The following is a 25,703-nucleotide window of genomic DNA, read 5'->3' on the forward strand; positions in this document are numbered from 1 at the left end:
CTGCTGTTTCCTGCTCCGTGCTAATCCGTTTCAAAACCGTTCCAGATCTATTATGCACGGGCTTTCGGAAATCCGCAAGACGTCTCTTAAGCCTCTACTTCAATAAACATATCCTTTTCTTCGCCGCAGTCCGGACAGATCCACTCTTCCGGCAGATCCTTGAACAGCGTTCCCGGACGGATGTCGCCTTCCTCGTCGCCCACCGCCGGATCGTATTCGTACCCGCAGCCGTTGCACACATACGTCTTGTAAGACGGAGCCGCTTTCTTCGGTACAAAGCGCTTCATCTTCTTCATGGGCGGAGCCGGCTGCTTGGGCTCTCCGTTATCCAGCGCGGCCGTCAGCAGCGGCAGGATCTCCATCAGGTCTCCCACGATGCCGTAGTCTGCGTTCTTGAAGATCGGAGCGTTAGGATTGTTGTTGATCGCCACGATCGTGGCCGCGTCCTTTATTCCTTTCAGGTGCTGTCCTGCCCCCGAGATACCGCAGGCAATGTACAGATTCCCGTTGAATTTCTGACCGGACATACCCACGTAACGGTTCAGCGGCACGTATTTCAGGGTCTCCGCCACCGGACGGGAAGAGCCTACGGCCGCGCCGGCCTGAACTGCCAGGGCCCGGATCAGCTCCATGTTCTTTTCCTCCCCGATGCCCTTACCAGCGCTGACTACCCGCTCCGCCTTTGTGATAGGCGTATCGATGTCGATCCCCACGGTGAAGTCGTATCCGTCTCCCTTCAGCGCCTCGACCAGAGCGTTCACCTGATCCTGCGCCGTGCCGTCCTTGAATATCATCTTCTTGCGCGCCCCTGTGACCGGTCCCCGTTTGCGGACGGGAGTCCCGCTCTCTGTCTTGGGCATCTTGCCGATGATGTGGGAAGCGATAACTACCCGCTGGATCTCGTTGGTCCCCTCGTAGATCGTGCAGATCTTCGCGTCGCGGTAAGCCCGTTCTACTTCCATGCCCTTCAGATAACCATTTCCTCCGAAGATCTGAAGCGCATCGTTGACGATCTCAAGACATACGTCGGAAGCGTACTGTTTCGCCATGGCGGATTCCATCCCGTAGGGTTCGTGATGCTCCTTCAGTTCCGCAGCGCTGTAGACCAGGAACCGGGCGGCTCTCAGTTTTGTCGCCATATCGGCCAGCTTGAAGGAGATGATCTGCTGCTGCGCGATCGGCTTTCCGAACTGTTCTCTTTCTTTTGCGTACTCCAGCGCGTGCTCGTATGCGCCCTGGGCGATCCCCAGCGCCTGGGCCGCAATGCCGATCCGGCCGCCGTCCAGCGTGGACATGGCGATCTTAAATCCCTCGCCTTCCTTGCCCAGAAGATTTTCCTTCGGCACTTTAACGTTGTTGAAGAGAAGCTGCGCCGTGGAGGAAGAACGGATGCCCATCTTATCGTAATGATCGCCGAAAGTGAAGCCCTCCCAGCCCTTTTCCACGATAAAAGCACTGATGCCGCGAACCCCGATATCCGGCGTCGTAACGGCAAAGATCACATACGTATCCGCTTTATCCGCGTTGGTAATAAATATTTTTTCACCGTTGAGGATGTAATGATCGCCTTCCAGCACCGCCGTCGTCTCCGTGCCGCCGGCGTCGCTGCCCGCATTAGGTTCCGTCAGACCAAAGGCGCCGATCTTCTCACCCTTTGCCAGCGGCACCAGGTATTTCTGTTTTTGTTCCTCCGTGCCGTAAGCAAATATGGGCCAGCTGCCAAGGGATACATGCGCGGAAAGGATCACGCCCGTTCCACCGTCCACCCTTGCCAGTTCCTCCACCGCGATGGCATAACTGAGAATATCCAGCCCTGCTCCGCCATATTCTTCAGGATAAGGAATCCCCATCAGCCCCATCTCGCCAAACTTCTTTATGGGTTCTGTAGGAAACATATTTTCCTTGTCCATGAGAAAGGTCAGGGGTTTCACCTCTGTCTCAGCAAATTCTCTGATCCTCGCCCGCAGAGCCTCCTGCTGTTCCGTCGTCTTGAAAAACATACAACTACCTCCTTCTCTCTTTCGGTTCTTTATACTGCCCATCGGCGCCTCCCAAATATCAATAACAATTATCATTATTAATTTCTTGGTAGAGATATACCCTCTTCTCACACTTCAAAACACATAAAATGAATAATGTGAAAGAAACCCGCCAGAACCGCCGCCTTACCCGGCCCTACAGCCAGCCGCAGCCCGCGGACACAGACTCGTTTGACAGCGCTGCGCAAAGACGTTAAACTGTTGGCATATACGTGACATACACGTTTTACGGCGTCGATCCGACGCCGGTTTTCCGATAGATCGTCTGATCAAAGAGAGGTTAAAACATGAACGACCACGATCACAACGCTGCAGAGTTGAGCATTGAAAGGGCGGAGAACGCCCGGGAGCTTGCGGCCTGTCTGAATATACGCGAACAGGTCTTTACCGGCGAAAAGGGGGTGCCGCGGGACATCGAGAGAGACGCCTGCGACCGGCTGAACGGTCCCTGCGACCATTTTGCCGTACGCTGGGGCGGAGAGTCTGCCGGCGCGCTCCGCTGCCTGCGGCTGGATCCCGCCGCCGTCAAATTACAGAGATTTTGCTTTCTGAAAGAATACCGGGATCTGGGTCTTGGCAGAAAGGTCCTGCAGTTTATCGAAGGGTATTACCAGTCCAGGGGCTTTACCCGAATCGTCATGGACGCCAAATTTGACGTTGCTGGATTCTATGAAAAATGCGGCTACACGAAAACCTCCGATCCTTTCACCGAGGCCGGCGTCGTTCACGTGGCCATGGCCAAGAATCTGCGGGGCGGGAGATAAAGACAGTCAGGGGCTAATAAGCGCTTCCTTTCAGATGGTAATAAAACAGGTACTGCTGGACGATCCCCAGCTCGCTGCCATAGCGCTCGTATGGAAAGTTACCGGCGTAATTGCCGGCGATGATCTTTTTGATATGCGTGTCTACCGGAAATACACCGGTGCGGTGAAGGCCGAACAGGCAGATACAGTCCGCTACTTTTTTGCCGATCCCGTAGATGGACATCAGCCGTTCTCCGGCCGTTTCGTCGTCCGCCCCGTCCAGCTCGCCTTTCAGCTGGGCCAGTCCGCCGTCCTTCATATCCTCCGTCAGAGCCTTCAAATATTTCGCTCTGTATCCCAGTCCCAATCTGATGAAATCCGCTTCTCCTGCCGCAGCCAGTTCTTCAGGCCGGGGAAATGCGTAATAAAAGCGGCCGCCATCCATCGGCATTTTCCGCCCGTATTCCCCGCACAGCCCGCGAATACTGTTTCGGATCCGGCCGATGTTGTTGTTCTGGGAGATCAGGAAACTCACCATGACCTCCCACAGATCCTGCTTCAATACCCGGATGCCGCCGCCGTATTCCACCGCGGCTCTCAAGTACGCATCCTCCGGATCGATGCGCCGTTTCAGCTGACCGTAATCCCGCTCCAGGTCAAAATAATGACTCCACACCTGCCGAAACTCATCTTCAGAACAGGAAAAGAAAAAGCGGTCTCCCTCCTGGACGGCCACCAGACAGCGGCCCAAGGCCTGGATGGCGTAACATCCTTCGTCCAGCCGGGTCCAGGTAAAACACTGCCCGGAATCGGCGATCTGGGCCAGATCCATATGCTCGATGACAATGGGACCCAGCCTTAAGTCCGTCCGTTTTTCACTCATCACAGTCTCTCCCTCAGACGCTTGAGCTTTCTGGTCAGCTGGTTCAGATCCTCAATACGCCGGGCCACCGCATAGGTGCTCTGTTCCCGATAGAGCAGCACCCGGGACAGGGTTTCATACAGCTCGTCGCAAAGCTGCTCCGTCTCGCCCCGCAGCCTTCCTGCCAGTTCCTCCAGCCCTTCTTCCAGACGGCCGCTGTAATCCTCCAGAAAAGCATTTCGCAGGTGTTCCAGATCTTCTCTCGTCAGCGGGGCCTCATCAGGCTTCGCCGGCGATCCCGCAGGCACGGCTTCCAGTCCCGGGAGCTCCCCGCCGGCCCTTTCCGCGCCTGCAGCCTGTCTGCCGGAAAGATCCAGTTCTGTAAGCTCGTAATGGTACTCCATGCCAAACTGGCTCAAAACAGCCGCCGACAGCGCCCGCTTCACTTCATTTCTGTGCAGCTCCATACCGTTTGCGATCTTTGCAAAATCGCGTCTCAGCTGCTTTCTCCCCTTTTCGTAGATCTTGCGCAGACAGGTTTCCGCTTCCGCTCTCCCCATCTCTGTCAGCTCGTCCATCCAATAATCGAATTCTCTGTCGATGATCTGCTCCAGCTCCGTCTCAATGCGGTCCGCCTCTTCGTTGAGACGGGCCACCGCCTCTTCCGCCGAAGTCCTCTGCTCCGCAAAGCTTTCCTCCATGGCCGCAAACCGCTCGTCGAAACTGCTGGGGACCATATTCAGCGCCTTCCAGTACAGATTCAGCTGCGACACCGCCCTGCCGATAATATCATAGAGCTTTTTCCGCGCCGAAGCATCCAGTATCTCCCTTACCGACTCGCGGCAGTCCTTTTCAATACTTTCCCGAAGCGCGCTCAGACCCGTCCCGGATCTGGCGCTCACCGGAAACATCTGCACCTCCTGCACATCCAGCAGGCTGCACAGCAGTCTGCGGCAATAATCCAGATATATCTCCAGTTCGTCCTCTGTCACCGTATCGATCTTATTCACGGCAAAATAAAACTTCGCCGCGTATTCCCTGGCTCTGCGCAGAAAATCGATCTCGATCTCGTTGATGGGGCTGTCCACGGACAGCATGAAAATAACCGCGTCGCTCTCCGCCGCAAAAGCGTAAGCCGCGTCGGAATTGTGCCGGTGCACGGAACCCACGCCCGGCGTGTCCACAAAGGTGATGCCGTCCTTCAGAAAATCTGCCGGAGTCTGCAGCGTGACCGATGCAACTCCCAGTCCGTTGTCCGGGTTGCTCTGCTCGCTGATATATGCGGCCAGTTCCTCCGGCTCCACCTGCTGCACCGCGCCGTTCTCAAAATGTACGGCCGCGGATCGCTGTCCGTAGCGGACCCTCGTCACTGCCGACGTGACCGGCACAATGCCCACGGGCATCAGCTGTTCGCCCAGAATGGCGTTGACCAGCGTGCTCTTTCCCCGCTTGAACTGCCCGATCACAGAAACTGTGATCTCCTGATTTTCCAGACGGCTCATCACCTCTTTGACCCTGGCCGCCTCTCCCCCGCACAGCTCTGAACTGCCCAGCAGTATGGCTGCGTGGTTGGCTATCGCTATGGTTTGATCGCTCATTTTATAAATCTCCTGTCTATCTTCCGCCTGCCGCGCCGCACATCCGGGAACTTCACGCCCCGCCGCGCCTGACCGGCCGCGTTTTGATCATGGCTTCTCACTGGTTTCCCCGCTCGCCTCCGCCGACAGCGAAGACCGGGCTCCTTCGCCCGGCCTTCGTCGTACCGTAATCGCCTTCGGCTCGCCAGTCGCGGGGTATGGACATTGTACCATAAACTCTAAGCTCTGCCTTCGCCTTCGGCTTGGCAGTCGCTAAGTGTTCTGGGCACCTGTCATACCGCCGCTCTGCCTTCGCCCTTGGCTCGCCAGTCGCGGGGTATGGACATTGTACCATACTTTCAGGTGTTGTGTCATGTAATTAGACCGAGCTCCGCTGTGGTGAAAAATGAGTTCGTCTCTGCAGCAGACCTTTCAGCCGATATCCTGTTGACAAAAACCGTATTATTGATATAATACAGTTAACCGTATTACTTAACTAACACAGTTTTCATTTTGAAAGGCAGCAGGTAACTCGCCGATGATTTCATTTGAATCCTTTACCATGGAGGACGGCAGTCCCATCTATATGCAGATCATCCGGTACATTAAAAGGGGTATTATCGCCGGAACCATACGGGACCGCGACGAGCTCCCCTCCAGGCGGGTCCTCTCCTCCCTGCTGGGCGTGAATCCCAATACGATCCAGAAAGCGTACCGCATGCTGGAGGAAGAGGAGATCATCGAGTCCCACTCAGGCGCAAAGAGCTATATCACCGCCGGGGAAACGCAGATCTCACGGATCCGTTCTCAGCTGGTGGAAAGCGATGTAAAAACGCTGATCAAAGCCATGCAGCAGATGGGCGTTTCCAGGGAAGACACCATCCGCCTTGTAGAAAAAATCTGGGATTGAGACAGGAGAGCAGACGATGAGACAATATTTTTCCGTTATGACGATCGCCGCCAGAAGCACGATTTATAAAATAATCAGCCTGCTGTTTCTCATGTCCGCGCTGGAAACGGTCCTGTTCCTGCGTCTTCTCCGGCAGACGGCCGCCCAGCCCTGCAGGCTGGAGGCGATGATCACTCTGAGCAAAATGCCCCTGGTCTGCGGCGGGGCCTTTGTGATCCTCTGCGCCCTGCTCAGTCTGGCGGGCTGCGAGCGCTGGGGCAGCAAGTGCGGATATACGCTCCGGCGTCTTTCCGTCGGCGAGGGGACCACCGCCCTGCTGTGGGCCTTTTACAACAGTATGTGTTTTCTTGTTTTCTGGGCGGTCCAGCTCCTTACGGCTCTGCTTTTGTGCCGCGTGTACGTGAACTCCCTGGATCCGGCTTATTGGAACGATCAGACTATCTTTATGGCATTCTACCGCAGCGATTTTCTCCACGGTCTGCTGCCCATGGCGGCAGTCAGTATCTGGCTCAGAAACGGCGCGCTGATCGCGGCGCTGGGCGCCGCCGCCTCCTCCTTTTCCATGCGCCAGCGGCGCGGAGAGAGGGGGATCGCCATCGTCGTGCTGGCAGTCCTGACCCTGGTCGCGTTTCCCCGGCAGATCGACAGTTTTGTCTCCGATATCATTACCCTTATCATCGCTCTCTGCACCGCCGCCCGCCTGTGCTTTGATATGCAGTGGGGGCGTTTCGGCAGAGAGCCGGACCCCGGCCAGATAGAAGAGGGAGGTGTGCGTCATGTCATATGACAGAGAGACCAGCAGCGCCAAGATCCATAGCCAGGCCCGCGATGCAGGAGAAAGCGTAACCCGCGGCATCGGAAACTGGGTCCCTCCCGGACTCGATCACCGACAGGAGGCCAAGTGGACCGCCTGGGCTTTTTCTCTGAGCCTCCTGTACAGTCTCCGCTTTTTCCTGGCCCTGTTTCAGGCCCGCGATTCCCTCTTCCTTCAGGCGGGCGCAGAAAAAATCCTGGATGTGAACGCTGTGATGCCGGATTTCATCCTGCTTCTCCGCGACAGCCTGATCGGGTTTCCCATGACTGCGCTGGGAGCTGCAGCTCTTCTGGCCTACCATTATTTTTACCATTTCCAGGGCAGCAAAAGCATATACCTCATGCGGCGGCTTCCCCGACGCTTGGAGCTCGTCCGGCGCTGCGCCGCGCTGCCCCTGCTGACGGCGGCTGCAGCCCTTCTGGCCGCAGGGCTGTTACTGGCGCTCTACTTCGGTATCTATCTGCTGGTCACGCCGGAGACCTGCCTGAGCTCCGGTCAATGGGACAAAATCTGGAATGTTTTGCGATAGGAGAATCACCATGCTGAAACTGCACAATGTAAGTAAATCATACAACTGGAAACCCGCCCTGAAGCAGGTGGATCTCTGTCTTTCCCCAGGTGAGATCGTAGGTCTCTTTGGTGAAAACGGCGCCGGCAAGACCACGCTTTTGAAATGCATATTGGGCTATCTGCCCTTTGACGGAGAGATCACGCTGGACGGCCATCCTATAACCCGGGCCAACATCGCGCGCGTCTCTTTTGCCACCTGCGAGCACTCCTTTTTCCCCAATCTGACGGCCGCGGCTCACCGCGAATTTTACGAACTGCACTTCCCTGCATTTCGCTCAAAGCGGTTTCACGGTCTGATGGATTTCTTCGAGCTTCCCGCAAACAAAGCGCTGCGCCATTTTTCTACTGGCCAGAAAAACCAGTTCGAAGTGATCCTGGCTCTCTCTCAGGGCGCCGACTACATCCTGATGGACGAACCCTTCGCCGGAAACGACGTATTTAACAGGGAGGACTTTTACAAGGTCCTGCTGGGCATACTGGAGCCCTCGGAAACAGTCTTTCTCTCCACCCATCTTCTGGCGGAGGTAGAAAACTTCATCAGCCGGGCGGTCCTGATCCACAGAGGGCGGATCGTCGGCGATATGACCACCCAGGAACTGGAGGATTCAGGCCGCACGCTGATGGGCTATGTAAAGGAAACCTATCAATATAAGTCCGACCGGGTCAGCAAAGCGCTGTCCGATCTGACAGGTGAAAGACAGGAGGAGCTGTGATGCGTAAAAGTCTGCTTCTCGCCGGCGTACTGTTTGTCCTGTCGGGCTTCCTGCTCTGCGGAGCGTACGGCGGACTGGACTCAAAAAAAGACGCGGTGACCATAGGGGAAACCGTGCTGGCCGGCCACGCCGCCGAGGCGAAGGGAATCTCCCTTACATCCCGATATCACTACGACCACCACCTGTTCTGGGACACCGTCATCACTCCCGGGGGACAGCCGGCAGCCGCCACCGACTTTCGTTTTTACCAGCAGAGCAAGTGGGAGAACAGCCCGAGGCCCCCCCGCGTCGACCTGAGTTTCTCCTCGAGCTTCAGTCTCAGCGGAAATACCATCGACCTGGAAGACGAATATCTGCTGCAGACCGGGGTAGCCGCGCCTGTCCGGGATGTGGCCGGCCGCACGCCGGCGGGACAAAGGCGGCGGGAGATCATTCTTCTGAAAGATTATTACGATGTCTATCCCCTTTTCATCGACGCCTACACCCCCGGACTTATCTTCCGCATGGACGACGAGAACAGGGGCGGATCCCTCGAAAAAAATTTCTGCATACCAGTTCGTCCGGACCACAGGCTGGAGATATCCGTGGTGCGGGACAGAGCGGGAAACATCACTGAAGTGGAGAGCAACACGCTGTCCGGCGGGATCGGTTTTGAGTCCAATTCCGTGATTCTGAAGGACGCCTGGTACCTCGCCCTGTCCCTGACAGACCTGGATACCGGAGGACCGCTTCCGGTCCCTGCGGAAAGTTCAGGGATACACCTCCTTCCCATTGAAGAAAAAGACGGAAAAACCTATCTTTCTTCAGACCGTATCCAGTTGGTCTATCCTCTGGACGAAACGACCCGCGTCTGTTCCCTGCAGGCTGAAGCCGCTTCAAGCCGGCTCCTGCTTGTCACTGAGGAACCCTCCGGCGAAAACGCCACAGCGTTTTACTTATCCGTCATCGATCGGTCTGACATGCGATTGATCCAGAAAACCCAGTTTCCTCTGCAATTGCCGGATCCTCCGGAAACGAAGAAATCAGACGACAAAACCGTTCAATTGCCCGCCTCGCTCCCGGACACAGCGGAGGCGCCCGCGCAGGCGACGCAGGCGAAAGGAACAGCGCCGGCAGAGCTCAAGACTGCATACCCGCATATCTCCGATGTTCAGATCGTCCAGTTCAAACAATGCGACGGCTTCCTTGCGGCTATTTTCAGCGACGGAAGCTTCTACGTGCTGACTCCTGATGCCGGCGGTCTCTATGAGCTCCAAATGTGCGGAGATCTGTACGAATGCGGGGATTTAGAAAAAGATATCCCCCTGTATGATCTGATCATGAGTTATGACGGACGGCGGCTGGCCGTCGCCTGCTACCAGAATTACCACAGCTCCCTCAGCACCTGCCTGCTGGTGTACCGCCGGGAGGAAACACAAAAACCGGACAGCCGGAACGGCTGCCATCCTCAGACGGCTGCGGACACCCACGCCGGGCTGGTCTACGCCGCAGTATACGACTTCAGCAACGATCGAACAGTTCCTGGCGTCAGCGGCTATCTCAGCCCCGTGGACGGGGACCGGCTGATCCTGGATATGTGAATAGATGCGAGACGGGGGAGAGATCAGTCGGGCCAGCCAAAATAGACGCGTCCTCCGATCAGCCGCGTCAGCAGTTCAGGCTCTGAAAAAGGCAGCGCGCTAGTGCAGAATCTCCGCTAGTTCATCCAGACGGCGGAGACGCGCCACCGCGCCCGGCGGCAGGTCCGGCTGCTCGTCCTGGGACAGAAACAGTCCCCGTGCCCCGCTGTTTTTCGCAAAGAGCATGTCGTTTAGAGAATCGCCCACCATGTAGACCTGCTCTGCGTCCAGACCGCAGGTCTGGCAGAATGCCTCCATCATATCCGGCGACGGCTTTGGTTTCATATCCTGTTCCGCCGTTCCCAGAAAGGCGAAGCTGCCCAGTATTCCAAGGCTCTCCAGACAATATCGGGTAGTCTGCGGGCTGTCCGCCGTGGCGATTCCCAGCACATACCCACGATGGGAGAGCTCTCCGCACAGCCGTCTCAGATCGGCAAGGGGCCTCACTTCTCCGAAACAACAGGCCATGTCCGCCAGCTCATCCGCCAGCCGCGCCGCAAAAGCTTCCCGCTCTTCGAGAGGGGACCTCCTGTCCCGCAGTTCCCAGAGTCTCAGCAGTTTTTCCCACCCGCGGCCGATATCCCGGTTCGTGCCCGCCGCCAGCGGGCTGTCCGGAATGATACGGCCGCCCCCGTCGATGCCGGCGGCCATCAGCAGCTTCTCCTGCTTTCCTCTGTCGTCTGAAAAGCCATACTCAAAAGCCACCTTTCCCGCCAGTTTTTTAACAGGCAGTTTCCAAAACTCCGACAGGCTGATCAGCGTACCGTCCTTGTCAAATAGAATTCCCTTTTTTTTCATCCCGTTCCCCTCTTTCCCCTGATTTTTCTGAGCTTCTCCATTCTCCGTCTTATTTTAACGATTGATGTTCCCTGATATATTCGCCAAGCGCGCGGCACAGTTCCCGGATATCTCGGGAGTAGATATCGCCGATGGTCCCGATGCGGAAGGTAGGCTGATCAGTCAGCTTTCCGGGGTAGATGACGAATCCCCGGGCCTTCAGCCACTGGTACATACTGTCAAAATCCAGCGGCATCTCCGCCCCCGTTTTCGGATCGCGCACCTTCAGATCAAAAGTCGTAATGATGCAGGACTGCCAGCCCCGCGGTACGATGGAACGGATGCCCAGCGCCTCCATGCCGCGGACCAGAGCTCTGTGATTTTCCATATAGCGCGCTTTCCGGGCTTCCTGACCGCCTTCGGCGTCGTATTCCCGCAGCGCCTGTTCCAGAGCGAGGACCACGTTGGTGGGCGACGTAAAGCGGAACTTCCCTCCACCCGGGTACAGCCCCTGGTACTGGTCGTACAGATCGAGACAGTGAGACCGTGAATTTCCCTTCGCGTTCTCGATCAGCTCCCTGCGCGCGATGACGAAAGCAAGCCCGGGGAGTCCCTCCAGACATTTATTGGCGCTGGAAGCCAGGCCGTCGATCCCCCAGGCCTTCATATCGATCTCGTAAGCGCCGAAGCTGGACATGGCGTCCACCAGCACAGTCTTTCCTCTGGACTTTGCCAGCCTGGCCAGCTTCTCAACGGGATTGATCACACCGCTGGTGGTCTCACTGTGCACAAACATCACGGTGCGGATCTCTGGATCGTCGTCCAGACGCTGCTCTACGGCGGCGGGGTCGATGGCGTGACACATGTCAAATTCCAGGATCTCAAAGGTCTTCCCCGCCATGCCGGCCTGACGCGCCATCCGCTTTCCGTACTCTCCGTTTTCCACGATCAGAAGCTTTTCCCCATCTCTGCAGAAGCTCTGGATCATGGCCTCCACCGCGTAGGAACCGCTGCCCTGCAGAAGCACCGCGGCATATTCTTCTGTGTTGGCGCTGATTCCGGCGATCCGATCCATGATCCCTCTTGTGATCGCCTTGTATTCCTCGTCCCAGGTGCAGTGATCCGCAAGCATGGCTTCCTTGACGCTGCGTCTGGTGGTCAGCGGTCCCGGCGTCAGCAGCTTCCGGGGCGCAGACTGCGCTAAACGTCTCTCGATATCCGCGATCACGCCCTCAAGCCCGCTCATATCCGCAATGATATAGTCGGCGCCGGCCTTATAGAATGTCTTTTTCACACGGCTGATCTCCCCGTCCAGTTCTTCCGCGGAAAGAGCCCCCGCTTCTTCCATCGTCAGTCCCAGTTCGCTGGAACCCATGACCACGCCTACGGTCCAGACACCGGCGGAAACGCCCTCGCCGATGTCCGACACGGTGTCTCCCACCTTCACCACCAGCTGCGGATCCGGTACTCCCAGCTGGGTCATGTTCGCCCAGATCATGTAGGGATACGGTCTCCCCGCCGGTACCTCGTCAGCGCAGACGCAGGTGTCGGGCCGATAACCGGCCGCCGCCACTTTGCCGATGATCCGATCCATCATCGCTCTGGTGTACCCTGTTGTGGAGCCCACGCGGATCCCCCGTTCTCTCAGCCGTTCCACCGCCTCGCATACCCCCGGCTTCACGTCAGTATAAGAGAGAATATTGTCCATCAGCGTCTTTTCAAACACATGATAGATCTCCAGCACATCCTTTTCCTCCGGCTCCCGGCCGTTGATCTGCGCGAAGGCCTCCCTCACCCGGGGCATTTCCGCGATGGCCCGGGTGTGATCCAGCTTCAGCATCCCCATCGGCTTTCTGGCCTCGGCGCTGGTGATGTGCACGCCCTTTGAAGAAAAGCCGTCCACAAAACCCGCCAGCGGCGCGAAGCAGCCGTAGTCGATGGTCGTTCCCGCCCAGTCAAAGATCACGGCTTTTATCTTCGGATTATAAATATCATTGTCCATCATTACATGTTTCATTCGTCGTCTCCCCTATGATATGTGATATCTGTCATTGTTTCATTTTCCTGCAGGCGCGGCTCCCTCCGGCCTTCCGCCGTACCCAGTCTGCAACCCCGATCCACGGGTCACCTACAGGTCATCCACGGGTCATCCACGCGTCGGTCCTGCGGCCCACTCTTCTGCTCACGAACTCGTAGATCAGGCGCACCGCGATGTTTACGGCCAAAATGACCATGCAGAGGGCCGCCGCCTCCGCGTCGTCCCCCGCGCCCTTCACGTTCAGCACCACTACGCTGGCCAGCTTGGTAATGGGCGTGTAGAGAAAGATCACGGCGGAAACAGTGATCATGGAATTGACGAAGAAATACACCATCATTTCCAGGATCGCGCCGAAGGACATGGGAACCGTGATGCGAAACAGCGTCTTGTAGAAAGGCACCGACAAGGAGTCGGATACCGTCTCAAACTCCTTGTCCAGCCGCTTCAGCGACGTGGACGCCGTCACAAAAGGCACTGAAAAATAATGGACGATGTTCACGAGAATGAGGATCATCGTCGTGCCGTACAGAAAGTTGAACCCATTTACCAGGGACAGGCCGCTTCCCGGTATGGGGAAGGTCCTGGGGTTGAAAAACAAAATATAAGCCAGACCGACCACTGTTCCGGGCACGGCGTTAGGCGTAATGGAGAACAGGTAAAGCAGTCTCCTGAGTCCGTAAAACACCGACAGCTTCTCGATCAGATACGCCGTCAGAAATGCAGCAGCCGTACCGATTACCGCCGTGGCCAGCGATACCCGCAGGGACTGGTAGATGGATTCCACCCCTCCCCCGGCGCCCACCGTCGAGAAGTCGTAGTGAGCCAGCGTCAGCTCCATATTGTAAGGCCAGGAAGTGACGAGAGATCCGTACAGCGACACGGCGAAAAAGGCCACGAGGAACAGGGACACAGCGCCGCAGAAAAACGTGGCCGCCGCGTCGGCGCCGCGGCTGGGCTTGATCCGGTAAGGAACCGACTTGGACGAAATGGCGCTTCCCTGCCTGACGCTGGTGATCCTGTCCACCGCAAAGGAGATCACCGTGGGGATCATCATGAAGATGCCCACTACGGCTCCCATGTTGAAATTCTGCTGACCGATGACCTGCTTGTAGATGTCAGTGGCCAGCACGTTGTAATTCCCTCCCACAACGCTGGGCGCGCCGAAATCCGTAAAACTGTATGTAAAGCAGACGAACAGCGCGTTGATCAGCCCGTATTTCACACCGGGCAGCGTGATGGTCAGCATCTTGCGCAGCGGACTTGTTCCCATGACGTCCGCCGCTTCAAACAGACGGTTGTCTGCGGCGGAAAAGGCCACCGTCAGGATCATCAGCGCCACGGGGAAACCGTAGATGGCCTCCGAAATCACGATCCCAACCGGTCCGTAGAGCGGAAGCGCCAGCCCTGCCTGGGTCACAAGTCCCTTGTTTCCGAACAGATAGATCAGCGACATGCCAAGCAGCATGGTGGGGGCGAACATGGGAAGCATGGCGATGAATCGGAATACGGGCTTGAAGGGCACCGCTCTTCTCGTCATGGCATAGGCAAAGAAGAACGCCGCGGTCACGGAAATGACTGTGGACGTAACGGCGATAAACAGCGTGTTGGTGAGAGATATCACCATGTTCGGCGAACTCAGATACGTGGCGAACTGTGTCAGCCCCACGAAAGCTCCCGACTTATCCTGAAACGCTTTGATGAACAACATGAGCAGCGGCCCCGCGAGAAACACCAGAAAACCGAACAGCACGCACAGGATCAGCACCAGCTTGACCGCATCCTGACCGGTGTAGCACCGAAGCCGGTCAAATCGGCCGGAGACGGCTCGATCCCGGGCTCCGCCGGGAAGGCCGGAACCGGCGCACGCCGGAGAGACCGGCGTCCCCGGATCCGACGCCGCGCCTGCCGTTTCCAATAAACTTCCTTCCATCCTACGCCCCCTGTTCCGCGAAGTGCAGCACCTGCTGGGAAGGCAGATTCAGATATACGACGCCTCCCACCTTCAGATCCAGCTGCTTCACCTCGCTGTAGGGCAGATCCACCATCAGCTCGTCGTTCCTCTGCATCCCGGTGAGACGGGCGGTGAGACGGCAGAAACTTCCGCGGAATTCCATGGTCTCCAGCTCCGCGCAGAGACTTCCCTCCTCCGGCTCCGTCCCCATGCGGATATTTTCGGGACGCACGGCGGAAAGACGGCCTCCCTTGTCAAAATCGGGATAGAAGTTGATGGCTCCGATGAAATCCGCCACGAATCTGCTTTCCGGGCGCTCGTAAATCTGCTGAGGCGTTCCGGACTGCATGATCATCGCCCTGTTCATGACGATGATCCTGTCCGCCATGGTCAGCGCTTCATCCTGATCGTGGGTCACCATGATGGTGGTAAGCTCCAGTTCTCTCTGGATCCGGCAGATCTCCCGGCGCAGCTTGATGCGGACCTTGGCGTCCAGAGCGGAGAGCGGCTCGTCCAGAAGCAGAAAACTGGGATTAGTGGCCAGCGCTCTGGCCAGCGCCACTCTCTGCTGCTCTCCGCCGGACAGCTGAGCCGGGTAACGATCCCGGGCCTCAGTCAGCCCCACCATGGCGAAATAACGATTTACCACCTCGTTGACGGTCTTATTGGCAAGCTTCTGGTTTCTCAGACCGTAAGCTACATTTTCAAAAGCAGTGAGATTCGGAAACAGGGCGTAAGACTGAAACATGATTCCGAAATTTCGTTTTGACGCGGGCAGAAACGTCGCGTCCTTTCCTTTTAAATAAATCTTCCCCTCTGTGGGCATATCCAGCCCCGCGATAAGACGCAGCAGCGTGGATTTTCCACAGCCAGAGGGGCCCAACAGACAGACGAACTCGCCTTCTTTGATATCCAGATCGATATTGTTCAGTACGGTGTTTTGTCCGTAGCGCTTGAACACGCCTTCTACACGGATCGCACTTTCTGTCATGGATTTGATCCTCCTCTTCTTTCTAAAACAGGGCATTTCCCGCATGAGCGGAAAATGTCCTGCTGCTGTCGTTTCCGGTCCGCGGCCGATAGCCGGCACAGGGCGCCGAAGCGTCCTGGCCCGGTCCGCCGGGTTCAGATACGCCGTACTATTCCGCCGCGCTTTTTCCGTCGTAGCGATTGGTCCATTCGGTGAGAATGCGGTCGCGGTTTTCCGCGCACCATTTCAGATCTACGTTCTTGATCAGCTGATCCACCGGATTCTTTTCGTAGCCCTCCGGGATGGAGTCTCCGATCCCCGTGGCCACGATGGGATAGTTGGTGGCGTACTGAGCCATGCGGTCGTCCTCGATGGCCCAGCTGAGGAAGGTTTTCGCGATCTCCTTCTCGCCCTCGGGCTTCTTGATCAGGCAGTTGGCCTCCACGTCCCAGCCGGAACCTTCTTTCGGAAATACCACGACGCCGTTGTCGCCCATCTCCTGTGCGGATTTGATGCAGCGATAACCGAAGCTGACTCCGATGCCGTATTCTCCTGTGGCCGTATTCTTCGCCGGGGCGCTTCCGGAGTGCAGGTAAACAGCCACGTTCTCGTGAAGTTTATCCAGATACTCCCATCCCTTCTCTTCGCCGTACAGCGTCAGAACCCCGTTCACCGTCAGCGTCCCCGTTCCCGATGAGGCGGGATTTGACATGGCGATCAATCCCTTGTACTGGGGATCCAGCAGATCTTCGTAACTCTCCGGTATCTTCGTCACATTGTGGCTGGCCAGCACCTCTTTATTTACAAGAAACGCCGTTTCCCAGGCATCGATGCCGACCCATTTCGGCGGATTCTCTGTATCTTTGAATTCCGGCAGAATGCGGTCCACACCCTCCGGAGCGTAGGGCTGCAGCATCCCTTCGCCGTCCAGTACAAGAAGACTGGCAGCGGACAGACCCCATACCACGTCGGCCTGGGGGTTGTCTTTTTCCGCCAGCAGCTTCGCCGTGATGATGCCCGTGGAATCTCTGGTGATATTCACCGTCACGTCCGGATACTTCTCTTTAAAATCGGCCAGATACTCGGAAACCTGCTCGTCTTCCAGTGCCGTGTAGATATTCAGCGTCTTCTCGTCCAGCGCCGCCGAGCCGCCGCCGTATTCGTCTCCCTCGCCGCTTGTCACGCAGCCCGTGAGCATTCCAAAGCACATTGCAAGGGCCAGGCCCGCCAACAAAATTCGTTTCATAATAGGTTCTCCTTTTAACATTGAGTTTCACGTCTGTAACGAGGTCCATTCTATGCTTCCTTTGTTAAAGACATATAAACGGCAGGTTAAAACGGTTTTAATCCTTTATTAATACCAGCCCCGGCAGCGGACAATCCTCCGGCGCCAGAACACTTCCCAGCGGCTGTCCCTTGGCCTCATAGATCCCATGAAAATCGCTGCCGCCCGTGCAGAAGAGACCGTTGTCCGCGGCCAGCCGCGAGATCAGCTCCCGGTGCTTCTGTGTGTTCGCCGGATGATTCCGCTCGATGCCGCTCAGGCCCACGCGGACCAGTTCCGGGATAAGATCGAAATTCTGCTGCTGCCCGGGGTGGGCAAGCACCGCGTAGCCCCCCGCCTCTGCCACAGCCCGCACCGCTTCCACGGCCTCCGCGTATTCGATATCGAAATCACAGGGCCCTCCGTTTTTAAACACCGTTCTGTAAACATCCCCGAATACGGCGGGACTTTGCCCCGTATCATAGAGATATTTCAATATATGTTGTTTATAGAAGGTCCCTCCTGCGGCGTAGGGAGCCACGGCCTCCTCCGATATGCAATACCCCAGATCCCTGAGAATGCCGATCTGCTTCAGGCAGTTTTCGTGCCTGCGTCTCAAAATCGGAGCGCAGACCGCTTCGATGGGCTCCGGCCGTTTATAATCATATCCCAGTATGTGCACCTTGCGTCCTGTGGTCCGGTCCGAGGCGGAGATCTCCACCCCCGGGATCACCGCCACGCCGGTCTCCGCCCCCAGCCGCTGTGCCTCCCCAGCGTAACGGGTACAGTCGTGATCCGTGAAGGCCAGGTGCGTAAGGCCCAGCCCCGCAGCTCTTGCCAAAATTCCTCGAAGGTCCTCGCTGCCGTCGGAGCAGGTGGAATGTACGTGCAGATCCGCTCTCACCGCTTTCTCTGCGCTCCCGCCGTCTCTGTTCCCTGCTCCATTCCGCTCTCCATTCCTCACTTTGATCCCCTTTCCGGCCCCTGGTCTGGCCCTCTCCCCGTTTCCTGTTCCGGTTCTTTCTCTGCACATCTCTCCCTTTGTCCGATGGTCCATTCATCCCTCATTTTACAGCGCGCTCTTCCCGATCTGCAAAGCTGCCCCGGGACAGGTTAAAGACCTGATCGCACAGCCCGTCCATAAAAGCCAGATCGTGGAAGATCCCCAGCATGGAAGTGCCCTGAGCCTTCAAACGGATGAGCAGGTCCCGCACCAGCAGCTTTGTGTCCGGATCCAGACTGGCCGTGGGTTCGTCCAGCAGAAGTAATCTGGGCGCTTTCACCATAGCCTGGGCCAGATTCAGCCGCAGCTTCTCGCCCCCGGAAAAAGTGACGGGATAAAGGGCCCACAGATCCTCGCGCAGCCTGAAATACCGCAGCATCTCCGCGGCTCGCTCTTCCGCCTCATCCTGTGGAAATCCCGCGTCCAGCGCCGCGTCTGTCACGTACTGAAACGCCGTCGTCCGGGGCAGTGTGGACAAAAACTGCGACACATAGCCGATCTCCGCCCTGCGCAGATAGATGATCTGGCGCTCCGCCGCGGCAACCAGATCCAGAGGGCCGTAGGCCAGAGAATCATAGACCACACGCCCCCCGGTGGCCAGATATGTGCGGTAGATACAGCGCAGCACCGTTGATTTTCCGGCCCCGGAGGTTCCGACGATGCCGATGAATCCGCCTTTCTGAAGGGATAAGGAGATATTCCTGCAGCTGCTGATCTTTTTCTTCTGCTCATGCAGATAAAACTCTTTGGAAAGATCTTCGATCATCAATATCGGTCTCATCCTGTCACATCCCCTTTCTCCCGGACCCGGTCTTCCCCTGCTTCGTCCTGCCCGCCGGGCCCGGTGCATAGGCCGCCGTAGTTCAGCTCCATGGCCGCTCTGCCGGACACCCAGGTCTGAAGCAGACGGGGACGGCTGTACCCCTCCGCCTCGACGATGAGGAAATCCGCCTGTTTCCCTTTCTCCAGGCTTCCCGTCTCCCGGGAGAGCCCCGCAGCTCTGGCCGGATTCAGTGAGACGAACCGGCAGGCTTGATACAGCGGCACAACTTGTTTTTCCGCCAGGCAGAATACTGCCCGCAGCAGCGCCTGGGGATAGTAATCACTGCACAGAATGTCGGCGCAGCCCCGGCGGATGGCCTCCTCCGCCGACAGATTGCCCGAGTGACTTCCGCCCAGCAAAATATTAGGCGCTCCCAGAAGAATTGCGATCCCGCGTTCCCGGGCGGCTCCGGCCACTTCCATGCTGATGGGAAATTCGCTGACAGATACGCCCAGCCTTTCATTCTCCGCCACCCGCTCCAGCGAGTCGTCATCGTGGCTGGACAGGGGAATGCCCAGCTGGTGAGCAAGCTCTGCCAGACAGAACAGCTTTTCCCCGGTCAGCATGGGCTTTTCCGTCTCCCGCTTCACCAACTCCGCAAATTCCCCGTCGGTCAGATCCTTCCCTGCAGAAGGGAGGTGGCGGCGATACACATTCAGATCCCGGTACTGCCCCTGTCCCGGCCGATGGTCCATGAGAGACAGCATCTGTACCCTGCCCTGCCGCATAAGTTCCGTCACCAGGCCGTAACACTCCAGATTGTCCATCTCATAGCGCAGGTGATAGCGATTGCGGATCAGTCCCGGTTTCTTCCGCATGGCGTCTATAAGATCCGCCAGTTCCCGTACCCGCGGAGCCGTGCGGATCTCCCTGGCGTCCCAGCTCCCCTCTCGAAACATAGACACAGAATGAAAGATCGTAGTGATCCCGCAGGCCGCCAGCTGCTTTTCCGCCTCCCAAAGCCCCGTTTCAAAATCCATCATGGCAGTGGATCTGGGCTGAAGCAGCCCTTCGATCATATCGGAATGAATATCGATGAAGCCGGGAAGCAGGTAAGCTCCCCTGACGTCCACCACTGTCTCACACGAAGTCCTTTCATCAGCAGGGCGCCCATCTGCGATCATCCTGCCGGCGGACCGGCTCTCCGCGAAGTTCCGCCTCTCTCCCCGCTGGCCGCAGGTGCTGGCCGCCGGGCTTTTGCCCCGCCAGATCCTTTCTATGTAACCGTCCGCCACCGTCATGCAGTGATCTTCCAGAACCTGATCCGGCGTGACGATGCGGGCGTTGATAAATGTCGTCTTCATATATGAATTGTTCTCCTTGTCGTTTACAGCAGCGAATGCACCAGCTGCTGTGTGTAGGGATGCTGGGGATCGTCCAGGATCTGATCCGTCAGACCCCGCTCGATCACCTGCCCGTCCAGCATGACGATAGTGCGGTCCGCCAGCATGCGGATCACCGCCAGATCGTGAGATACCAGCAGGATCGAGATCCCGTATTCCTGCCTTATCCGGCGGATCAGGTCCAGTACCCTGGCCTGAACGGAAAGGTCCAGCCCCGTCGTGACCTCGTCCAGAAGCAGCACGGCCGGATTGTTTGCCAGCGCTTTGGATATCTGCACTCTCTGCTGCATGCCTCCGCTGAAATATCTGGGCGGCTCCTTCATACGCGTCTCCAGGATCTCCACCGCCGCCAGCAGCTCCCTGACCCTTCCCGTCATAGCGGAAAAGCTTCTGCCCCCCGCCGCGATCAGTTTCTCAGCTATGTTTCCCGCGCTGGAATAGTCCATGCGGAGTCCCAGCACCGGATTCTGATACACCATTCCCATGATATGATTTCGAATGTACTTCTTCTGCTGAAGATTCTGATGAAATATATCGGCCCCGCCTTCCTTGTAGGAAGTCAGCCAGGCTCTTCCCTCTGTCACGGGAAAATCGAAGTATAAACTTTTCATCAGCGTGGATTTCCCGGATCCGGACTCGCCCACAACGCCCAATATCTCGCCGGGGTAAAGCTCCGCATCCACGGCGCGGCAGGCCCACACCGTCCTGCACTGCGGACACGTATTTTTCAGCAGAGCTCCTCCTTCCAGGCAATGCGGACAGCCCTTCCCATACCGGACGGTGAGACCTTCCACCTTCAGGACCGGTCTTTCTTCCTCTTTTTTCATCTCGCCATCTCCTCCCCCGAAGCGCCGGCCGAGACGCTCCCGCCCGTCTCCCTCTCACTTTCCGTAAATCCGGCGGAGATCCTTTTTTCCCCTGCCGCTTCGGCCCGGCGCTTTGCGCAGTAACCGGTATCGCTGCACTCACATACGCGCCGGCCCGTCATACTGTCCGTCAGTTCATCCAGATACACGTGCTCCGCACCGCACAGTCTGCACTTTTTTCCCGCGAAATTCTCCGCTTCAAAAGGCACGTCTTCAAAAGCCAGCGGGATCACGGCTGTATACGGCGGTACAGCGTATATTTTCTTTTCGCGCCCGGCCCCAAACAGGTATAAAGCGTCGCTGTCGTTCAGCTTCGGCGTATCATAGCGCGGAATCGGACTGGGGTTCATCACATACCGTCCCTCTACCGACACAGGATATTCCGAACTGATACCGATCCTGCCGCAGCGGATCAGGTCTTCATACAGCGTCAGCCACATGGGGCTGTACTCAGCCTCCGCGTGCATCCGCTTCGTGACCGATTCCCTGGGTTCCACCACACGAAGGGGTTCCGGCGTGGGTACCTGCAGGATCAGGATCTGATCCTGACGCAGCGGCGTCTCCGGTATCCTGTGCCGCGTCTGGATCAGCGTGGCTTCCTCCGAATCCGTGGTGACCTTTACGCCGGTGCAGGCTGCGACCAGCTTCTTGATATTCACCGCATTCACGCTGTCGTCGCTTCCCTGATCGATCACCTTCAGCACATCCTGCCTGCCGATAACGGAAAGGGTGATCTGTATGCCTCCTGTTCCCCAGCCTCTTCCGATAGGAAGTTCCCGGCTTCCAAACGGTACCTGATAGCCGGGAATGGCCACCGCCTTCAGCAGGCTCCGCCGGATCTCCCGCTTGGAGTTTTCATCCAGAAACGCGAAATTGTAATGGCTCTGATCAATCATTATTTCCCTCCTTCCCGGTATCCCTGCCGATTCCTTTCTCCCTGACCCGGTCCAGCTTCGACTGGAACGTAACGTAATGGGGCAGCTTCAGATGAGATATGAATCCCTGCATCTCCAGACAGTCTCCATGGGTCAGTACAAATTCCTCGTCCTGGGACGGCGCCGGTCCCTGGGTGTTCAGGCTGGCGTCGGCGATGGACATAGCGATGGCCTTAGTCTCGTTTCGCCCGAATACGCAGCCGTAGCCGCCGGAAAGGGTCATCCTGTCAAATTCCTCGTCCGTCTCCGCGCGGCTGGGCCACAGCGCTTCCACCTCCGTCACAAAGATCTCTCCGATGCAGATGCTCTCCCCCTCCTCCGTGGGACAGGGCACTTCGATGGAAAGCCATCCGGCGCGAAGCTCGCTTACCGTAGGATGGACCGCGCCGTAGCCGCGCATGGCGCTGTACGCCACTCCTTCCAGAAATCCCGACTCGCTTCTGGCCAGGGTCTGCAGCCTGGCGCTTCTGGGCGCCGGAAAGGTCATCACATGGCTGGTAACGTCAAAGGGCGGCGTGTCGTCCCCCTTCGGTTTTTCCATGATCCCTTCCTCCTGAAGCAGTTGGTCCACTCTGGGACAATAGATATCTTCCCCTTCCATCCCTGCTGAGCTGTCCGCTCCTGCCGGTCCTGCCGATCTCTCCGCTCCGTCCGGTCCGTGGAGCTCCGTGCTCTCAGACTCAGCCTCGCGGCCGGCCCTGCCGATCTCTCCATCTCCACTTCTCTCTCCGATCTGAACGGCCGCCCGGTCTCCTCCCCGCTCTTCCTCTCCGTCTCGCAGACCGAAATCCAGCAGCCTGTGCGAATAGTCGAAGGTCGGGCCCAGGATCTGGCCCCCCGGCACATCCTTAAAGGAAGCGGAAATGCGCCGCTGGATCCGCATCTCTCCGCAGTCCGCCGGAATCGAATAATAGTCGCGGCGCAGCGTGCTCCGATACGCTCTCAGCAGAAAAACGGCTTCCTCGATGCTCCCTTTCCCCTGCTTCAGCGCCAAAGCTGCATATTCCGGCGCGTAAAGTCCCGACTCGCTCATGACCTGATCGATGAGAAACGGCATGTTTTCTACAATATCCCTTATCTTTACCGATCGCTCCGCTCCATAGCAGATATCCAGCAGCCGCAGAGACTGCCCGATGGCGGCCTCGCCGCCCTTTACCGCTGCGTACGCCATGTGCCGCTCACCCTCCCTTCCTCATTCTCCGATCTCAGTTCCGCATCCCGTTCCGTACCGCCGCCTGGGCAGCTGCGGATGCTGGCGGCAGCGTTGTCGGCAGCGTTGTCGGCAGCGTCGGCGGTCACACCGGCAGCCGTGCCGGCGCCGTTACCAACGCCGTCCTTGACGACGACTCTGCACAGACGCGGCAAAGCCATTACCTGACCGTCCCCGCTCAGAAAAAACAGATCTATGCCGCAGGGGTAATCGCTGTCGATCTCGGTCCTCAGACCGCAGATCCCCGCCACATACGGTGACAGTGAGAGCCGCCGCGTCCCCTGTATTCCCGGCCCCCTGGCCTCCGCGGCCACATTCCCGGAAAGCTCCGGACAGCTGATCAGAAACGCAGCCGACTTCTGGGGATCCTCCAGCGTTCCCTTTTTCGCCCCCGCGAACAGGGTCCGGATCGTATCATAATTCAGCTGTGCTGATAAAAATATATAATCGGCGGCATTCGGTGCCGCGTGGCGGGCCAGCGTAAGATCCGCCAGTCCTTTTTCCAGATCTGCATCCATTTCCACGTAAAACGTCGTCTCGTTGTCCATCAGTGTACATCCCACAACCCAGAGTTCCGGATGGCTCCAGGAAAATCCCGGCAGCTGTTCCGCCACAGATCTGACGCTCATCGGGTGGGCGGACGCCATCAGCAGCTGACGAAAGACCGCCTGCGTGTCATGGACAAAATCAAACTGATATACCTGTTCCATCTTCTCATCCCTCTCCCATGGCGCTGAATTCCACCTTTGACTTTATGATCTCGCTGTTCCTGTGCATCCTGGCCGCCTTCTGAGCCCGGTCCATCTCCAGCAGGCGTTTTGTCAGTTCCTCCGTCTCCGGCACGCCCGCCGCAAAGGCGGCGTCCACCACTGCGGCGGCAGTCACCTTTTCAAAATCATCTCCCATCATGACGGAAAAACCTGTGGACCGCTCCACCTCCACCATACATTCGCAGCACAGCGCTTCTCCCAAATAAAAGAGCGAGGCCGAAACCGGCTCCCGCATCTGTATCATGGCCAGGGTCTTCTGCGCCGGACGAAGACTCCTCACCCTGTGGGTCCGCATTATCAGTTCACTGAGAGCACGCGCCTGTTCCCGGTCCGCGGCCGCCAGTATTCTGGAATACTCCCTTCTCGATAACTTCATCATTTTTCCATGCCTCCCGTATCGCATTCCGCCGGGCGCCCACCATCCTTCCGCCTCTCTTTCCGCGGCGTGTATTCCTGTGACCGCCCTGACTTTTTCGACCGAAGCCATCCGTCTTTCCGCAGTGCTTTCCGGCTTGGCGTCGATCTGGAAAAAGCATATCAGCAAAGGCATGCTCCGTCATAAAATCCATGTTAACTTCCCGTAAAACCCGTGTAAATCTGCAGTCGTGCTCATTTTGCGGCTTCAGCCGCAGTACAGAATGGGACAGCTCAGCAAGCCTGCCAGCGTGGGAGCGCGGCATGCCGCATGTTGATAGGGCAAGGCGCGGACGAAAATAAGTTTAATTAATACAATCGTTTTATGGCTGAATATGATATAATTATCAATCTGCAGCATGATGCAACTATGGCTGCCATGAACAGGGAGGTAAGAAATGAAACTTTTTAAAAACTCACATGGGAACGTGCGCTCTGGCTGGATCATTTTACTTTGCGTCGCATTTATCTATGGGCTGAACTACGTCCTGTCGTGGGGTCTTATCAAAGTTCTGGGCGCGGTCCTGCGCCTTACTGGCGACATTGACCCTGTGACCGGGTTTTACAGTCCGCTGGTGGATTGGCTCGAAGAAACGTTCCTGCCGATCACGCTGCAACTCCTGATGGAAATCGTCATGATCGCTGTCGTTCTGCTGATGTGGAAAGTCATGGGACAAAAATGGGAGGACTTGGGTCTACGGAGCTTCAAGATCCGCTTCCAGCGCGATGGCCTGGTAGGAATGATACTGGGGATCGTGTGTTGTTCCGTAATTTTTGCAGTTCTCCTGCTCAGCGGCAACGCGATTGTCGCTCCTGTGCAAATCCGATTCTCATCTGTGTGGTTTGGGTGGGTCATTATCTTTTTATTCGTCGGCATAGGGGAAGAGCTGATGAACCGGGGGTTTATTATGTCCTCACTGCGGCGGACAAACAATGTGTGTCTTATCCTGTTTGTCCCGTCAGCCATCTTCGGCCTGATCCATCTGACAAACCCGGGAGTGACCTTCCTGTCCATTTTGAATATTATTCTGATCGGTATGGTGTTTTCGTGGATGTATTACAAGTCCGGCAACCTTTGGATGTGCATTGGCTACCATATCACGTGGAATATCTTTCAGTCCTCGGTCTACGGCATGCCGGTCAGCGGCTTGACCGGTATCGATTCTCTACTTTCCACCCACTTCCCCACAGACAATCTTATAAACGGCGGAGCCTTCGGTATTGAAGGCGGACTGCTGACAACTTTTATGACCCTGCTGCTTTTTGCCTTTGTTCACTATTATTATCGAAACTCAGAGTATCGCTTTCTTCCACAAGATAAAACATCTGCGAAATAGGTATCATACAGAAGGGCATTGAGAAGGAACGAAAGGATCGTATTAAACTGAACGGATCCATTGGACCAGCACCTGCCGGATCGCTTCTGCCGGCATTTCTCCTCCCGTTCTATTGAGACAAAAAATAAAAACAAGGCCCTGGGTATTGGACAGTC

Annotated in this window: 23 protein-coding genes; 7 read left to right on the forward strand and 16 right to left on the reverse strand. The window is 57.1% G+C overall.

Translation table 11 applies throughout. The features are described from left to right. Window positions 1-86 precede the first annotated feature (86 nt). The gene (locus E0E37_RS19270) at window positions 87-2,000 is read right to left on the reverse strand and encodes an acyl-CoA dehydrogenase family protein (RefSeq protein WP_130861118.1); all 1,914 of its coding nucleotides are present in this window, start codon (window positions 1,998-2,000) and stop codon (window positions 87-89) included. Between the two features lie 326 nt (window positions 2,001-2,326). Between E0E37_RS19270 and E0E37_RS01020 the strand changes: the two genes are divergently transcribed. Next, on the forward strand, window positions 2,327-2,803 hold the full coding sequence (locus E0E37_RS01020) for a GNAT family N-acetyltransferase (protein WP_130861119.1): 477 nt from the start codon (window positions 2,327-2,329) through the stop codon (window positions 2,801-2,803). Between the two features lie 13 nt (window positions 2,804-2,816). On the opposite strand, the gene E0E37_RS01025 is transcribed toward E0E37_RS01020, so the two are convergent. Together E0E37_RS01025 and E0E37_RS01030 are read right to left on the reverse strand one after the other, a co-directional pair. Further along, on the reverse strand, window positions 2,817-3,665 hold the full coding sequence (locus E0E37_RS01025) for a DNA-3-methyladenine glycosylase family protein (RefSeq protein WP_130861120.1): 849 nt from the start codon (window positions 3,663-3,665) through the stop codon (window positions 2,817-2,819). After that, complete coding sequence (locus E0E37_RS01030; RefSeq protein ID WP_130861121.1) at window positions 3,665-5,242, reverse strand: dynamin family protein; 1,578 nt, start codon at window positions 5,240-5,242, stop codon at window positions 3,665-3,667. Before E0E37_RS01030 ends, E0E37_RS01025 begins: the two co-directional genes overlap by 1 nt. A gap of 517 nt (window positions 5,243-5,759) precedes the next feature. Between E0E37_RS01030 and E0E37_RS01035 the strand changes: the two genes are divergently transcribed. Genes E0E37_RS01035 through E0E37_RS01055 form a run of 5 tightly spaced genes read left to right on the forward strand, consistent with a single transcriptional unit; the run spans window position 5,760 to window position 9,808 of the window. Further along, window positions 5,760-6,131 (forward strand): GntR family transcriptional regulator, encoded by a 372-nt coding sequence (locus E0E37_RS01035; protein ID WP_130861122.1) that lies wholly within the window; start codon window positions 5,760-5,762, stop codon window positions 6,129-6,131. Window positions 6,132-6,147: 16 nt separating this feature from the next. Next, window positions 6,148-6,918, forward strand: coding sequence for a hypothetical protein (locus tag E0E37_RS01040; protein WP_130861123.1), 771 nt, complete (start codon window positions 6,148-6,150; stop codon window positions 6,916-6,918). After that, on the forward strand, window positions 6,908-7,474 hold the full coding sequence (locus E0E37_RS01045) for a hypothetical protein (RefSeq protein ID WP_130861124.1): 567 nt from the start codon (window positions 6,908-6,910) through the stop codon (window positions 7,472-7,474). The genes E0E37_RS01040 and E0E37_RS01045 overlap by 11 nt, the downstream gene beginning before the upstream one ends. A gap of 10 nt (window positions 7,475-7,484) precedes the next feature. Beyond that, window positions 7,485-8,228, forward strand: coding sequence for an ABC transporter ATP-binding protein (locus E0E37_RS01050; RefSeq protein WP_130861125.1), 744 nt, complete (start codon window positions 7,485-7,487; stop codon window positions 8,226-8,228). Continuing rightward, a complete protein-coding gene (locus E0E37_RS01055) occupies window positions 8,228-9,808 on the forward strand; it encodes a hypothetical protein (RefSeq protein WP_130861126.1) in 1,581 nt (526 codons plus the stop codon). The genes E0E37_RS01050 and E0E37_RS01055 overlap by 1 nt, the downstream gene beginning before the upstream one ends. Before the next feature lie 99 nt (window positions 9,809-9,907). Here the strand turns inward: E0E37_RS01055 and E0E37_RS01060 are convergent, their stop codons facing one another. The 13 genes from E0E37_RS01060 to phnG form a co-directional block, all read right to left on the reverse strand. Continuing rightward, window positions 9,908-10,645, reverse strand: coding sequence for an HAD family hydrolase (locus E0E37_RS01060; RefSeq protein WP_130861127.1), 738 nt, complete (start codon window positions 10,643-10,645; stop codon window positions 9,908-9,910). Between the two features lie 49 nt (window positions 10,646-10,694). Beyond that, complete coding sequence (locus E0E37_RS18655) at window positions 10,695-12,641, reverse strand: 2-aminoethylphosphonate--pyruvate transaminase (protein WP_207302897.1); 1,947 nt, start codon at window positions 12,639-12,641, stop codon at window positions 10,695-10,697. 118 nt (window positions 12,642-12,759) lie between these two features. Beyond that, complete coding sequence (locus tag E0E37_RS01070) at window positions 12,760-14,592, reverse strand: putative 2-aminoethylphosphonate ABC transporter permease subunit (protein ID WP_130861128.1); 1,833 nt, start codon at window positions 14,590-14,592, stop codon at window positions 12,760-12,762. A gap of 1 nt (window position 14,593) precedes the next feature. Beyond that, window positions 14,594-15,604, reverse strand: coding sequence for an ABC transporter ATP-binding protein (locus tag E0E37_RS01075; protein WP_130861129.1), 1,011 nt, complete (start codon window positions 15,602-15,604; stop codon window positions 14,594-14,596). Between the two features lie 148 nt (window positions 15,605-15,752). Further along, on the reverse strand, window positions 15,753-16,829 hold the full coding sequence (locus E0E37_RS01080) for a putative 2-aminoethylphosphonate ABC transporter substrate-binding protein (RefSeq protein ID WP_130861130.1): 1,077 nt from the start codon (window positions 16,827-16,829) through the stop codon (window positions 15,753-15,755). A 97-nt stretch (window positions 16,830-16,926) separates the two neighbouring features. Beyond that, window positions 16,927-17,904, reverse strand: a complete 978-nt coding sequence (locus E0E37_RS01085) for a PHP domain-containing protein (protein ID WP_130861131.1) — start codon at window positions 17,902-17,904, stop codon at window positions 16,927-16,929. Window positions 17,905-17,911: 7 nt separating this feature from the next. Next, window positions 17,912-18,631 carry a phosphonate C-P lyase system protein PhnL gene (locus E0E37_RS01090; RefSeq protein ID WP_130861132.1) on the reverse strand — a complete coding sequence of 240 codons (720 nt, stop codon included), beginning with the start codon at window positions 18,629-18,631 and terminating at the stop codon, window positions 17,912-17,914. Next, entirely contained in the window at window positions 18,628-19,977 is a 1,350-nt protein-coding gene (locus E0E37_RS01095) for an alpha-D-ribose 1-methylphosphonate 5-triphosphate diphosphatase (RefSeq protein WP_130861133.1), read from the reverse strand. Before E0E37_RS01095 ends, E0E37_RS01090 begins: the two co-directional genes overlap by 4 nt. 23 nt (window positions 19,978-20,000) lie before the next feature. After that, window positions 20,001-20,843 carry an ATP-binding cassette domain-containing protein gene (locus E0E37_RS01100; RefSeq protein ID WP_130861134.1) on the reverse strand — a complete coding sequence of 281 codons (843 nt, stop codon included), beginning with the start codon at window positions 20,841-20,843 and terminating at the stop codon, window positions 20,001-20,003. After that, window positions 20,840-21,778, reverse strand: a complete 939-nt coding sequence (locus E0E37_RS01105; RefSeq protein WP_130861135.1) for an alpha-D-ribose 1-methylphosphonate 5-phosphate C-P-lyase PhnJ — start codon at window positions 21,776-21,778, stop codon at window positions 20,840-20,842. The genes E0E37_RS01100 and E0E37_RS01105 overlap by 4 nt, the downstream gene beginning before the upstream one ends. Beyond that, window positions 21,771-22,988 carry a carbon-phosphorus lyase complex subunit PhnI gene (locus E0E37_RS01110; protein ID WP_130861136.1) on the reverse strand — a complete coding sequence of 406 codons (1,218 nt, stop codon included), beginning with the start codon at window positions 22,986-22,988 and terminating at the stop codon, window positions 21,771-21,773. Before E0E37_RS01110 ends, E0E37_RS01105 begins: the two co-directional genes overlap by 8 nt. After that, window positions 22,970-23,737: a phosphonate C-P lyase system protein PhnH gene (gene phnH, locus E0E37_RS01115; protein WP_130861137.1), complete on the reverse strand. Its 768-nt coding sequence runs from the start codon at window positions 23,735-23,737 to the stop codon at window positions 22,970-22,972. The genes E0E37_RS01110 and phnH overlap by 19 nt, the downstream gene beginning before the upstream one ends. 4 nt (window positions 23,738-23,741) lie before the next feature. Next, on the reverse strand, window positions 23,742-24,176 hold the full coding sequence (gene phnG / locus E0E37_RS01120; protein WP_165445144.1) for a phosphonate C-P lyase system protein PhnG: 435 nt from the start codon (window positions 24,174-24,176) through the stop codon (window positions 23,742-23,744). A gap of 433 nt (window positions 24,177-24,609) precedes the next feature. Between phnG and E0E37_RS01125 the strand changes: the two genes are divergently transcribed. Next, window positions 24,610-25,548, forward strand: a complete 939-nt coding sequence (locus E0E37_RS01125) for a CPBP family intramembrane glutamic endopeptidase (RefSeq protein ID WP_130861139.1) — start codon at window positions 24,610-24,612, stop codon at window positions 25,546-25,548. The last annotated feature ends 155 nt before the right edge of the window (window positions 25,549-25,703 follow it).

Origin of the sequence: Bacilliculturomica massiliensis (assembly GCF_900605495.1) — a bacterium.
Classification (GTDB): Bacteria; Bacillota; Clostridia; order Peptostreptococcales; family Anaerovoracaceae; genus Bacilliculturomica; species Bacilliculturomica massiliensis.